Raw genomic sequence first — 12,193 nt, 5'->3', positions numbered from 1 at the left:
CCCGCGCTACACCGCGGGGTCCAGCCGCCGCCCGGCGGAGTCCCACACGCGGCGCAGCGGGTCCGCGATGTCGACGGTCAGCTCGCCGATCCGCTCGATGGCCAGCGTCACGCGGTCGCCGTGCTGCACCGGGCCCATGCCGATGTGGTGCGTGCCGGTGGCGATGACGTCGCCGGGGGCGAGGCCGGAGACCGAGGACGCCACCTCGATGAGCCGGTCGATCCGGTTGGCCATCTGCCCGGTCGAGTAGCGCTGCCGCACCTCGCCGTTCACCGACAGCTCGACCACCAGGTCGTGCGGGTCCGGGACGGCGTCGGCGGTGACCAGGAAGGGGCCCATCGGGCCGAAGCCGCCCAGCGACTTCTTCACGTAGTAGGTCTGCCCGACATCGCGCGCCGACAGGTCGAGGAACCCGGTGTAGCCGAAGACGTGGCCCATCGCGTCGGCGGCGCCGATGTCGCGGCCGCCCCGGCCGATGACGACCGCCAGTTCCGGTTCGTGGTGGAAGACCCGTGCCTCGATCGGCGGCAGCGTCACCGTCGTACCGGTCCCGGTGATCGACAGCGGCGACTTCAGGAAGAAGTCCGCCGCCACGCCCTGCCGGTCGTCGGCGTAGTTCTTCACCGCGCACAGCAGCTGCTGCGGGGACGGGACCGGCGCCTCGAGTACGACCTCGGCCAGCGCGGGCGAGGCGTCCCCGGGCAGCGCGGCCAGCCGGTCGCGCACCTCGTCGTAGCTCTCGATCAGTGCGGCCAGGCGGTCCTGCGGCCGGGTCGTGCCCGGCACCAGCGACTCGGGCACCTCGGCCACCCGGCCGCCGGCCACGACGCCGAGCCGGCCGCCGTCGAAGAAGCAGAGAATCAAGGGAACTCCTCAAGTGGTGTGCGAACTCGGTCCCACCGGCCGGGTACCGCCGGTGTCGCGCCGGGCATCCTCGTCGTCCGGAACGGAGGAGGTCAGCCGGGTCCGCAGATGGTGCCCGGTCAGCCGCTCCCGCTCGTAGTGGTCGAGGAGCAGCTCGTGCCCGAAGTCGTTCCGGTAGTCCCGCCACATCGAGTGGATGTGGTTGCCGTTGTCGATGGCGTTGTCGAACTCGAAGAGCAGGCGCTGGCTCTGAATCCGGTAGTAGTGCGACGTCCCCTGCCGGTCCCCGCCGGCCCAGCAGAAGAAGATGTTGTCCGCGCCCTCGTCCCGCAGCCGCTCCAGCTGCCGTTCGGCGACGGCCGCCGGCATGCGGTGCAGGTGGTTCGCCGCCAGGGACCAGAACACCTCGGCCTGTTCCGGCGCCAGGTCGCTGACCGCGATGCCGCGCGGGGTGTCCTTCTCGAACTTCAGCGCCTCCCGGTCCTCGTCGGTGATCACGTACGAGGGGATGCCGAGGTCCCAGTAGTCGGGATACTCCACCTTGCCGATGAGCGGCACCTGCCGGGTGACGAAGTCCGCCGGCGCGACATGGTGGATCACCGCCGTGGACCGCTGCCGCGGCGACAGGGCGTGCAGCAGGTCGAAGCCGAGCCGGTCGTCGTCCTGGAGCGGGGCGATGACGCCGGCGGACGCCGGCTGGCTGCCCATGTTGCAGGGGGTGACGGACAGGAAGCGCTCGTCGACGATGGTGTAGTTCAGCGACAGGTGGTGGCCGACCACCCGCCAGCCCCAGGTGTCCTCGTGGCTGGGGCGGCCGAAGAACGAGAAGAAGTACAGGTCCGGGTTGCGCATGTCCGCGGCCGCGACCCCGAACCGGTGCGCCCCCACCTCGCGCAGCACGTTCTCCATCGCCATGACGGACAACGCCATCGAGTAGCCGCGCGTGCTCAGCCCGGCGCTCAACAAGGAGTGTGCCAGGGCCCGTTGATGGCGGTCCAGCACCGCCAGCGGGACCCCGGTCCGGTCCGGCTTCGGCACGAAGTCCCAGTCCTTGCGGTGCGGGCTGTCCAACGGGAACCACGCCTGCGCGCGCTGCTCCGGACTCAGGCAGTTCAGCAGCGCGGTGGTGTTCACCAGCATCCGGCGGATCACCTCGGGCGCCTCGTACACCTCAGACATCTCCGCTCCCCACCCCTGCCTCGGTCGCGCCTCGCGCCGCCTCAGACGAGACCGACATAACTTCCGCCGTCGACGTGGAGGTTGTTGCCGGAGATGTAGCCGGCCTGGTCCGCGCAGAAGAACACGCAGGCCGCGGCGATCTCCGCGGGTGCGCCGAGCCGTCCCGCCGCGACCGACTCCGCCTGCCGCCGCCGCGCCTGCTCGAAGCTGATCCCCTCCCGCTCGGCCGTGCGGTGCGCCAGCTCCTGCTGCCGCCCGGAGTCGATGCGCTCGGGCAGGATGTTGTTGACCGTCACGTTGTACCGGGCGACCTCCTTCGAGACGGCCTTCATCACCGCGGTCAGCCCGGCCCGCGCCCCGCTGGACGCCACCATCGTCGGGCTGGGCCGGGTCACCACCGCCGACGTGACGTTGACGATCCGGCCGAAGCGCCGTGCGGCCATCCCGTCGACCACCGCGCGCAGCAGGTGGATCGGCGCGGAGAAGTGCAGGTCGAGGGCTTCCGCGAGATCGGCCTCGGCCAGCTCGGCGAGGCGCCCGGGCCGCGGCCCGCGGTTGTTCGTGACGAGGATGTCGGGCTCCGGGCACGCCGCCAGCAGCGCGGCCCGCCCCTGAGCGGTCGTCAGGTCTCCCACCACGCCGTGCACCGGGAGGGCGGCCGCGTCGCCGACCTCCCGCACCGCCCGCGCGAGCGCCTCCTCGTCGCGCCCGTTCAGCCACACCTCCGCGCCCTCGGCCGCGAGCGCCGCCGCGCACGCCCGTCCGATGCCGCGGCTCGACGCGCAGACCACGGCCCTGCGCCCCTCGATTCCCAGGTCCATGGTCAGTCCTCCACCGTCGGGGCCAGCAGCGCGGACAGCTCCGCGTCGACGGCCGCGAGCGCGTCCCGGTACGGGGCCAGGGTCCGCTTGGCGTCGACGAGCGCTCCGGTGTCGTCGACGTCGTCGGCGGACGTACGGATCAGCACGTCCCCGGCGACGACGTTCATGTGCAGGCCCGTGAGCACCGTCCGCATCTGCTCCGCGGCCCGGGAGCCCCCGCGGCTGCCGTAGCTGACGATCGCGGCCGGTTTGCCCCGCCACTCCTCGTACAGGAAGTCCAGCGCGTTCTTCAGCACCGCCGGATACCCCCAGTTGTACTGCGGGAAGACCAGGACGAAGCCGTCGAAGGAGCGGACGACGGCGCTCCAGGCGCGGGTGTGCGCGTGCGCGTAGCCGCCGAGCGCGGGCTTGCGGGGCTCGTCGAGGAACGGCAGGCCGATGGCGGCGAGGTCGACCAGTTCGTAGGTCAGGGCGCCGGCCGCGCCGAGGTGGCCGGCGGCCACCTCGGCGAGGTCCGCGCAGATCCGCGTCGGCCGGGTGCTGCCGACGATCACGCCCACCCGTCCGCGGGGGTGTCGCGGCGGTGGGGCCGTACCGGGTCCGTCCGCGGGCGGACGGGCTTCGTGCACCATGGTGTCGTCTCTCCTGTGGGGATGGGGCCGGGGTCCTGGACGGAGCGCCTCGGCGTGAGCGTGGGTGTGAGCGCGGGCCCGGACGCGGGCTCGGGCCCGGACGTGGACGTGGGCTCGGGCTCGGACGCGGGCCTCAGCCGAGGTACGCGTTCGTCCAGTCGTCGCCCTCGGTCACCTTCATGTCCGGTTTGATGACGTCGATCTGCGAGGTGAACTTCACGGCGGTGGCCCACTGCGCCGCCGTCATCCGGCCGTCCGCCGGCCAGTCGATCTCCGAGATCGACTTCTTGAGTACGTCGCGCGGGATGCCGGGGCTCTCCGCCGCCGCGATGTCGGTCAGCGCGGTGGAGCCCTCGTTGTCGTGGATGTACTTCACCGCCTCCTGCATCGCCTGCGCGAACTGCTTGACGGTGTCGGGGTGCTTCTCGGCGTAGCTGCGCGTGGTGACCGTGATGTTGCCCGGGCCCATGTTCTGTGGCGCCCAGGCGGGCACGTTGGCGGAGCTCGCGACCACGATGCCGGTGCCCGCCGCCTGCGCCTGGAGCGGCGTCGGCTCCGACGTGCAGAACCAGTCGATCCGGTTGGTCTTCAGCGCGGTCTCGTAGATCGTCGGGCTCGACAGCGACGCGACCTTCATCCGGCCGGTGTCGACGCCGTGTTCGTGCAGGAAGAGGTTCACCTCGGCGGTGGTCGACTCCGACGACGACCCGCCGGTCGAGCCGACCAGCGCCTTGGCGACCGCGGCCGGCGAGGAGTCCTTGGTGAGGTGGTGCGCTTTCGCGAAGTGCGTGCTGATGACCAGGCCCAGCGGGACCCCGACCGAGGTCTGCGCCACGGTCAGCTCACCGGTGCCCTTGTCCACGGCGTCCAGGAAGTTCTTCGCGCTGCCGGCGAGGAACTGCACCGAGCCGGACGTGAGCGCGCTGCTGGTGACGGTCGGCGTCAGCACCTCCAGCTTGACCTTGATGCCGTGTGCGGCGAAGTAGTTCTTCTTCTGCGCCACCCACACCGGCAGGATGTTGACGTTGGCCCCCGAGACACCGATGGTCACCGAGCTGGTGCCCGACCCCGGTGCCGACGAGGAGTTCCCGCAGCCGGCGGCGACCAGGCCGACGGCCAGTACGGCCGCCGACACGGCTCCCCGGCGGCCCGGTCGGTGGTGCCGCGTTGCTCTTCGCATCGACAATGCCCTCTCCTTCGCCCTTGCCCCGTACGACGCCCGGACGTCCCGCCGCCCTGGTGTCCCCAAGCCAACGCCCGAGCCCCGTACGGTGCATAGCCGCCGGACAGAGCGGCTGGTGAGAGCCGTCATAAGCGCCGGGAATGGCCTGCCGGCGGGATGTCTTGCCATCGGCCGGGGCCCCGGCGCATACTCGTCCGGCCGTGCGCGCGGGCGAGCCGAAGTCCGTGCCCGCCGCCGGGCCGTGGCTCCGCCCGCTACCGCTACCGCTACCGCTACCGCCACCGCCCCCACGGCCGCGCTGACGTCCATGCCGGCGGGCCGCGGCCCGTACACCTGTGATGCCATAGGCACATGGAGATGCGAGCAATGCGCGCGTTCGTCGCGGTCGTCGAGGAGCAGGGCCTGTCCGCGGCCGCGCGGCGGCTGCACATCAGCCAGCCCGCCGTGTCCCAGACCATCGGCGCGCTGGAGCGGGAGTTCGGGGTGCAGCTGCTGATCCGCAGCTCCACCGGTGTCCAGGCCACCGAGTCCGGCCTCACCCTGCTCGCCGAGGCCCGCGCCATCCTGGCCCGCTACGACCAGGCGCTGGCGACCATGGACGCGCGCGCCGCGGCCGCGGCCACCCTGCGGATCGGCATCCCCGTGGAGCTGCCGCCGGACCTGCTGTCGAAGGCGCTACTCGACCTCGCGGTGGCGTATCCCAGTACCCGGGTCCAGGCCCGGCACCTGTCGACCGCCGACCAGCTGACGGCGCTGCACGCGAACGACCTCGACCTCGGCCTGCTGCGGATGCGCCCCGCCGGCCAGGAGTTCGACGCGATGCTCGTCGCGCAGGAGCCGCTGGGCGTGGTGCTGGTGGCGGAGCACGCCACGGGGCTGGCCGGGCCCGACGGCATCCGCCTGGACGCCCTGATCGGACTGGACTGGCTCGGCTTCCCCCGCGCGGGCAGCCCCGCCTGGCATGACGAGGTCACCGCCATCCTGCGCAGCCACGGCGTCGACCCCGGCCCCGTACCGCCCGACGGGCCGCCGCTGATCGCCGAGGTGAAGCTCGCCTCGCTGAGCGTCGGCAAGTCCTTCACCCTCGCCCCGCCCGGCTGGTCCCAGCCGCTGCCCGAGACGGTCGCCTGGTTCCCGCTCGCCGGCCACCCGATCGTGCGGCGCACCTGGGCGGTGTGGAACGCCGGCTCCCACCGCCGGGACCTCGGCCATCTCATCGCGAGCCTCGACCAGCCCCCGGCCGTACGGGTGCGCTGAGCCGGCACGGGAGCCGGACCGGGTGGCCTGCGCGGGCGGTCGTGGTGCCCCGCCCGCGCGGACCCGGGTGCCGCCAGGTCAGGAAGTGAGCTTCCACTGCTGGTCGGTGCCGCCCTGGCACTCCTGGAGTTGGAGGTGCGTGCCGTTCGCGGTCGCGCCGCCGGCCGCGGTGAGGCACTTCCCGGCGGAGAGAAGCGTGCCCGCCTTCTGGTCGAGCGTCCACTGCTGGGTGGGCGAACCGTCGCAGGTGTAGAGGCGCGCCGGCGTCCCGTCGGCGCCGGAGCCGCCGCGGACGTCCATGCACTTGCCCATCGCCCGCAGGGTGCCGTCACCGGGCATGGACCAGGTCTGGGACACGGTGCCGTTGCAGTCGTACAGCTGGAGCGCCGTCCCGTCGCTGCTGTTGCCGCCGGTGACGTCCACGCAGCGGCTGCTCGCGGCGCCGACGATCGGGCTGTCGCAGGTCGACGGCTGCGCCGTGGCCGCCGGGTGCCGGGTCGGCAGGTGCAGCGCCGCCCCCCGGGTGACCTTGTGCGACGCGCCGCCGCCGTCCCGCACCGTCAGCGGCGGTCCCGAGCGCAGGGTCAGCGTCGTGGTCTCCGGTCCGACGGAGACGTCGAACGTCCTGCCCTGCCACTTGACGCCGGTGATGTCCACCCCCGGCAGCTGCTGCGGCAGGAACGGGTCGAGGGTGACCGCGTCCGTGCCCCAGCGCAGCCCGGTGAAGCCGTACAGGAACTCCTGGAGGTAACCGCCCTCACCGGTGGTGAAGGTGAACGCCCCGCCCGTGCGGGTCTCGTTGAACTGGTCGAACGGCCCGGCGACGAACGGGTCGACGCTGCTGCGCAGATGGTCGTAGGCCGTGCAGCCCGGCGAGCCGAGGGCGGCGGCGTCGATGGCGGCGATGGAGTCGGTCATCGACGGCCCGCCGGGGTCGGAGTGCTGGGTGTAGTAGTCCAGGTCGTTCTGCGCCAGGCCGGCGGGCATCTGCACGTTCCACGGGTACTGCAACAGCGTGACGTCGGCCTGCTTGACCTGCTGGCCGGCGTAGCCCTGGAACTCGGGGTGGATGCCGGCCGCGGTGTCGACCGGGATCTTCAGCCCGTCGCTGACCGCGCGCCACGCCGGGTCGGCGGACTTGCCGAGGATGCCGGCCGCCTGGATCGCGATCCGTAGCGACGCCTGCGCACCGGCGTTGGTGCTCGCGCTGTCGTCCACGTGGTCGTGGTACTCGTCGGGGCCGAGCACGTCGTCGATGTCGTACCCGCCGGCCGGGTCGGGCACGGCGCGGGCGGCCCAGTAGTCGGCGATGTCCTTCAGCACCGGCCACGCTTTGGTCCGCAGCCACGCGGTGTCGCCGCTGGCCTCGTAGTACTGCCACTGCGCGAGGGCGATGTCGGAGTCGATGTGGATCTCGTCGTTGCCCTCGTTGTTGCCCGGCGGGATCGACTCCTTGCCGGTGAGGGAGCTCTCCCAGGGGAACTTCGCGCCCTTGAGCGGCTGCGCCGGGGTGGACGCCGCGGCGGCCGCGGCCTCCGCCGCGGGCAGCAGCTTCTGCCGGTAGGTGTCCGCGGTCTGCGCGATGCCGGGGTACTGCGCCAGGAGCGCCGGGTACATCCAGGTCTCCATGTCCCAGAACACGTGGCCGCTGTAGCCGTCGGAGGACAGCCCGCCCGGGCTGGTGCTCCAGGTGACCCCGGCGCGCATGCTGGCCAGCAGGTAGAACATCGACGCGTGGATCTGCGCGGTCATGGCGGTGTCGCCGGGGACCGAGATGCCGGACTGCCACAGGGCCGACCAGGCGCGGTCGTTGCGGGCGAGCGTGTCCTGGTATCCACTCCTTGCGGCGTCGGCCGCGGTCCTCGCGGCGGCCTGCTGGGGCGTCGCGGCCGTCAGCGACCGGTCGGTGTCGACGCTGGAGGCCGCCCCGACGTACTTCGTGATCTCGTACGTCCGCCCGGCCCTGACCGGGAAGCCGGCGCTCTGCCCCGCGCTGCCGTCCCCGCGTGCCGCGACCGGCTCGGTGCGCTCGGTCCTCCCGTCGACCTTCAGTACGGAGCTCAGGCCGGCGGTCACCAGTTTCCCGTCGGTCACCACGGTCTCCGACAGTGTGCCGGTCCTGCCGTCCACGGCCGGGTCCGCGGCGGTGGCGTTGTCCAGGCCCCGGCCGTCGAACTCGTCCACTGCGGTGGCGGTCCCGCTCCAGTGCGGCACGGCCCGCACGGTGACCGTACCCAGGTGGCCCTGCGCGCGGTTGGCGTTCACCGCGTAGACGAAGCTCGTCCGGTCGCCCGCCGGGGACGTCCAGTCGAAGGAGGTGGTGATCACCCCGGTACGGATGTCGAGCGACTGCCGGTAGCCGCTGGTGGTGCCGTTGGTGGCGGAGGCGATGTCCGTCGGCGGTTGCGCGCCGTCCGGGTACGCGGCCAGGTAGTCGACGTTGACGCGCGCCGTGTCGCCCTGCGCGACGGCGATCTCCAGCGTGTCGGTGCCCGCGGTCAGCGCCACCGGGACCTGGGCCGTCGACCAGGTGTCCCAGTCGGCGGTGGGCGGCAGGGTCAGCTGCTGGAGGGTGCCGTTCACCCCGAGGTGGACCGTCTGCGGGCTGCCGCTGCCGTTGGAGTAGCGCACGTCCAGCACGGCCGGTCCGGCCGGGGCGTCGCGGACGGTGAGGGTGTCGGTCGCGCCGACCGTCGGGGTGTTGTCGGTGTTCAGGCCGGCCAGGTAGCCGCCGGCCACCGATCCGCCGTGCGAGGTCTCGACGAACGCCCCGCCGGAGATCGCGCCGTCCCTGGCCGGGCAGATCTGGTCGAACGCGCAGGACCATGCGCCGGGCACCCCGTAGACGTCCGAGGCGTCCGAGGCGGCCGAGGCGCGGCCGAAGCCGAGCGTGGTCCAGGTCGGCAGGCTCGCCCGCCGCTCGTACTGGCCCGCGGGGGCGGCGTAGAGGCCGGCGAGTTCGGACTGCGTGACCACGGGAGCGCTGGAGTAGCCCTCGCCGGCCGCGGGCACGCGTGCGGCGAGGTAGCCGTTGCCGACGAAGGTGGGGGAGTAGTTGTCCGCGGTGTCGGTGGTGCTCAGTACCCAGCTGCTGCTGCCGTTGCCGTTGCCGTTGCCATTGCCGCCGTCGGCCGACTTCGCGACGGAGGACGCCGGTGCGGCCACCATGCCGCCGAGCAGACATCCGAGGGCCAGCACGAAGCCCGCGCTCCTTCTGAGCGCGGGCGGACGGGCAGGCCGGGCGGAACGGCTGGGTCTGATGCCCATAGGAATGCTCCTCTGGAATGAGGTACGCCCTGAGAGACGGGGCACGGGCCGGCCGGCGGACGGCGGCGCCCGGGCCGCACATCGGTGCCGCGTGCGGACGCGGCGAGACAGTCGCGCTGAGCAGGGCTCAGGAGTCCTTCGCTGACGGAGCGTCACTCTGCGGGCCGTCCCGTCCGGTTCCGGCGGGAGGTCGAACGGCCTGCTGGGGGCGCCGGAGCCCGGCGGACGCTCACGCTATGTCCTGCCGATGAAGACCGTCAAGAGACCGGAACGGCACGCGTCTTGCTCCTCTCCTGCTCCTCTCTTGCTCCTCTCCTGCTCCTCCGAGCGGTGGAAACGGCACGGCCGCGGTGCTGGGCGGGGGAGGGTCCGCCGGCCCCCTCCCGCCCTCGGCGGTGACCGAGCGCGACCAAGGCCGGGCGCAGCGCACCGGACACACGCGGCCGCGCCGGGCTGCCCGCCCGGCTCCACCCCCGGGGTACGGTCCGGCTGCGGGCGGGCATGGGCCGCGGACTACACTTCCCCTGCCTGGACGCACGTCGTTGTTGCCTGAGAAGAAGGGGGCACCCATGCCCTTGGTGTCCGTCGTGATGCCCGTGTACAACTCGGCAGCCACGCTCGGCGCCTCGATCCGGTCGGTGCTCGCGCAGACGCACACGGATCTGGAACTGCTGGCGACCGACGACGCGTCCGACGACGAGTCGATGGACCTGCTCCAGGACTTCGCCCGGCAGGACGAGCGGGTCCGCCCGGAGGCGTCGGAAGGCCGCGGGGGCGCGGCCCGCGCCCGCAACCAGGCCATCGCCCGGGCCCGCGGCGACTACATCGCCTTCCTCGACAGCGACGACATGTGGCTGCCGACCAAGGCCGAGCGGCAAGTCGCCTTCGCGGCGACCGCGGGGACGCCCCTGACCTTCACCTCGTACTACAAGGTGGACGCCGAGTACGACGGTGAAGCCGCGGACTTCACCCCGACCGACCGCGTGGTCCGGGCCCGCGAGCAGGTCGACTACCGCGCGATGCTCACCCAGGACCACATCGGCGCCCTGACCGCGATGTACGACCGCAACGTCCTGGGCGCCCGGCTGATGCCGGACATGCCCAAGCGCCAGGACTACGCGCTGTGGCTGTCCATCATGCGCGACGGCACCCCCGCCCGCGGCCTCCAGGAGCCCCTGGCCCTCTACCGGGCCGGCCGCGCCGGATCGCTCTCCTCCAACAAGATGGCGCTGGTCCCCTACAACTGGTCCCTCTACCGGGACCACGAGCAGCTCTCCGTCTCCCGCTCCGTCCGCTCCCTGACCGGCGCGGCCTGGCACTCCCTGCGCAAATCCCGCATCTGACCCCAGGGCCCCGCCAGCCCCCCGGCCAACCGCCCGGGCAACGTGTCGAGCCCGAACGACTCCGCCCGCTCTTTCGCTGAAGCGCCGCCCCGCAGGCCCGCCCAGCACGCGACCCCTCGAGCCGATGTGGACGTGTCCTGGCTGACCGAGGGACCCCGCCGGACGGCTGCGGCTGCCTAGGGGACGTGCCGGAGTTCCGGGATCGCGTCCGTCTCCTCCGCAGCGCGGGGCCTGCCCGTGCCACGCCGTTTCCGGCCGGCGGCCTCACGGCTGTGACCTGCTCGGAGAGCGGCCCGTCGTGCTGCTGCCCGTGGGCGCCGGCGATCCGCGGTGGGCGACGTGCCTCAGGTCCCGAGTGCCGCCTTGCGCAGGGAGCGTTCCGCGATCCGGGCGGCTGCCGACGCGGACAGCAGGCGGCCGAAGACGAAGGTCTGGAACGCGTTGAGGCGGCCGTCGACGACTGCGGGGCCCCGGCCTGCCAGGGCGGTCATGACCGTGTCCGCCACGGAACCCGGCTCGCGCTTGCCCGGTATGCGCCGCGGGTTCATCGCGGTCTCGGTCGGCCCGGGGCTGACCGCCACGACCCGTACGCCCGTCTCCTTCGTCTCGGCCCACACCGCCTGGGTGAAGGACAGGACGAACGCCTTCGAGGCCGCGTAGGCCGCCAGGTACGGGGCGGGCGCGTACGCACCGGTGCTCGCGACGTTGACGACCGCTCCTGTTCCCCGGGAGACCATGGCGGGCAGCAGGAGCGCCGTCAGCTCCGCCACCGCTCCGGCGTTGAGGTCGACCAGGCTCCGAAGCCGCGCGGGATCGCTGCCAGCGACCGGCCCCAGCAGGCTCGCGCCGGCATTGTTGACCAGGACGTCCACGTCGAGGCCCGCACCCGCCAGCCACTCCGCCAGCCGGGAAGGCCCACCGGGCCGCGACAGGTCAAGCGCGAGCGCCGACACCTCGGCGCCGTGCTCGGCGCGCAGTCGCCCGGCTGCCGCCTCCAGGCGGGCCCCGTCCCGCGCGACCAGGACCAGCCGCGTGCCCTGTGCCGCCAGCCGCTCGGTGATCGCGGCCCCGATGCCCGTCGCGGCGCCGGTCACGACCGCGGTGCGCCGCGTGGCCTCTTCGTCTGCGTTGCTCTTCATGTCCGGAACGGTAAACTTTGACATTAACGTCAATGTCAAGCTGAGCCGGATGGAGGGAAGGGCATGCGCATCGGGGAACTGAGCAGGGCCACCGGGGTCAGCGCCCGCTCGCTGCGCTACTACGAGGGCCAGGGGCTGCTCTCCAGCGACCGCCGCTCCAACGGTTACCGGGAGTACGGCGACGACGCGGTGGGCCAGGTGGCCTTCATCCAGGACCTCTACCGCGCCGGACTGCCTTCCCAGCTCATCCGGGACATCCTGCCCTGCACCGCCCCGGTGCCGCCCGCGGGCGACTGCACCCGGCTCCTGGCCCGCGTCCGCGAGGTCCGGGACGAACTCACCCGCCAGGAGCAGCAGATCGCCCAGCGCCGAGAGATGCTCGACCGCTACCTCTCCGGTGCCGCGACCCCCGTCGGCCTCGGCGCCCAACCTCCCTGCTCCGCATGACACGACGGCGCGGCGGGGGACTTCCGAGGGACTTTCCGACGTACCAGCCCGGAAGGCTCCG

General features: G+C 72.8%; 10 protein-coding genes. 3 read left to right on the top strand and 7 right to left on the bottom strand.

What is annotated here, in order from left to right; genetic code table 11:
- Positions 1 to 6 precede the first annotated feature (6 nt).
- From WA788_RS09775 to WA788_RS09755, 5 genes are all read right to left on the bottom strand, one after another.
- Positions 7 to 864, bottom strand: coding sequence for a fumarylacetoacetate hydrolase family protein (locus WA788_RS09775; protein WP_335974373.1), 858 nt, complete (start codon positions 862 to 864; stop codon positions 7 to 9).
- Positions 865 to 873: 9 nt separating this feature from the next.
- Positions 874 to 2,043 (bottom strand): DUF3500 domain-containing protein, encoded by a 1,170-nt coding sequence (locus WA788_RS09770; protein WP_335974371.1) that lies wholly within the window; start codon positions 2,041 to 2,043, stop codon positions 874 to 876.
- Between the two features lie 41 nt (positions 2,044 to 2,084).
- Positions 2,085 to 2,864, bottom strand: a complete 780-nt coding sequence (locus WA788_RS09765; RefSeq protein ID WP_335974369.1) for an SDR family oxidoreductase — start codon at positions 2,862 to 2,864, stop codon at positions 2,085 to 2,087.
- Between the two features lie 2 nt (positions 2,865 to 2,866).
- Entirely contained in the window at positions 2,867 to 3,418 is a 552-nt protein-coding gene (locus WA788_RS09760) for an NADPH-dependent FMN reductase (RefSeq protein WP_335974367.1), read from the bottom strand.
- A 211-nt stretch (positions 3,419 to 3,629) separates the two neighbouring features.
- Complete coding sequence (locus WA788_RS09755; protein WP_335974365.1) at positions 3,630 to 4,676, bottom strand: ABC transporter substrate-binding protein; 1,047 nt, start codon at positions 4,674 to 4,676, stop codon at positions 3,630 to 3,632.
- 354 nt (positions 4,677 to 5,030) lie between these two features.
- Between WA788_RS09755 and WA788_RS09750 the strand changes: the two genes are divergently transcribed.
- Positions 5,031 to 5,936 (top strand): LysR family transcriptional regulator, encoded by a 906-nt coding sequence (locus WA788_RS09750; protein WP_335974361.1) that lies wholly within the window; start codon positions 5,031 to 5,033, stop codon positions 5,934 to 5,936.
- Positions 5,937 to 6,014: 78 nt separating this feature from the next.
- On the opposite strand, the gene WA788_RS09745 is transcribed toward WA788_RS09750, so the two are convergent.
- On the bottom strand, positions 6,015 to 9,203 hold the full coding sequence (locus tag WA788_RS09745) for a ricin-type beta-trefoil lectin domain protein (RefSeq protein WP_335974355.1): 3,189 nt from the start codon (positions 9,201 to 9,203) through the stop codon (positions 6,015 to 6,017).
- A gap of 569 nt (positions 9,204 to 9,772) precedes the next feature.
- Between WA788_RS09745 and WA788_RS09740 the strand changes: the two genes are divergently transcribed.
- Positions 9,773 to 10,546, top strand: coding sequence for a glycosyltransferase family 2 protein (locus WA788_RS09740; protein WP_335974352.1), 774 nt, complete (start codon positions 9,773 to 9,775; stop codon positions 10,544 to 10,546).
- Between the two features lie 344 nt (positions 10,547 to 10,890).
- On the opposite strand, the gene WA788_RS09735 is transcribed toward WA788_RS09740, so the two are convergent.
- Positions 10,891 to 11,685, bottom strand: coding sequence for an SDR family NAD(P)-dependent oxidoreductase (locus WA788_RS09735; protein WP_335974348.1), 795 nt, complete (start codon positions 11,683 to 11,685; stop codon positions 10,891 to 10,893).
- Between the two features lie 63 nt (positions 11,686 to 11,748).
- Here WA788_RS09735 and WA788_RS09730 point away from each other — a divergent pair, with 63 nt between their 5' ends.
- Positions 11,749 to 12,132 carry a MerR family transcriptional regulator gene (locus WA788_RS09730; RefSeq protein WP_335974343.1) on the top strand — a complete coding sequence of 128 codons (384 nt, stop codon included), beginning with the start codon at positions 11,749 to 11,751 and terminating at the stop codon, positions 12,130 to 12,132.
- Positions 12,133 to 12,193 lie beyond the last annotated feature (61 nt).

Origin of the sequence: Streptomyces sp. CA2R106 (genome assembly GCF_037034245.1) — a bacterium.
Lineage (GTDB): Bacteria > Actinomycetota > Actinomycetes > Streptomycetales > Streptomycetaceae > Actinacidiphila.
This window is presented reverse-complemented; position numbering and strand designations above follow the sequence as displayed.

Bases quoted from the DNA above. Each gene is read 5' to 3' on its own strand.
- WA788_RS09755 (WP_335974365.1), bottom strand. From the start codon at position 4,676: ATGCGAAGAGCAACGCGGCACCACCGACCGGGCCGCCGGGGAGCCGTG.
- WA788_RS09750 (WP_335974361.1), top strand. From the start codon at position 5,031: ATGGAGATGCGAGCAATGCGCGCGTTCGTCGCGGTCGTCGAGGAGCAG.
- WA788_RS09740 (WP_335974352.1), top strand. From the start codon at position 9,773: ATGCCCTTGGTGTCCGTCGTGATGCCCGTGTACAACTCGGCAGCCACG.
- WA788_RS09745 (WP_335974355.1), bottom strand. From the start codon at position 9,203: ATGGGCATCAGACCCAGCCGTTCCGCCCGGCCTGCCCGTCCGCCCGCG.
- WA788_RS09735 (WP_335974348.1), bottom strand. From the start codon at position 11,685: ATGAAGAGCAACGCAGACGAAGAGGCCACGCGGCGCACCGCGGTCGTG.
- WA788_RS09770 (WP_335974371.1), bottom strand. From the start codon at position 2,043: ATGTCTGAGGTGTACGAGGCGCCCGAGGTGATCCGCCGGATGCTGGTG.
- WA788_RS09730 (WP_335974343.1), top strand. From the start codon at position 11,749: ATGCGCATCGGGGAACTGAGCAGGGCCACCGGGGTCAGCGCCCGCTCG.
- WA788_RS09765 (WP_335974369.1), bottom strand. From the start codon at position 2,864: ATGGACCTGGGAATCGAGGGGCGCAGGGCCGTGGTCTGCGCGTCGAGC.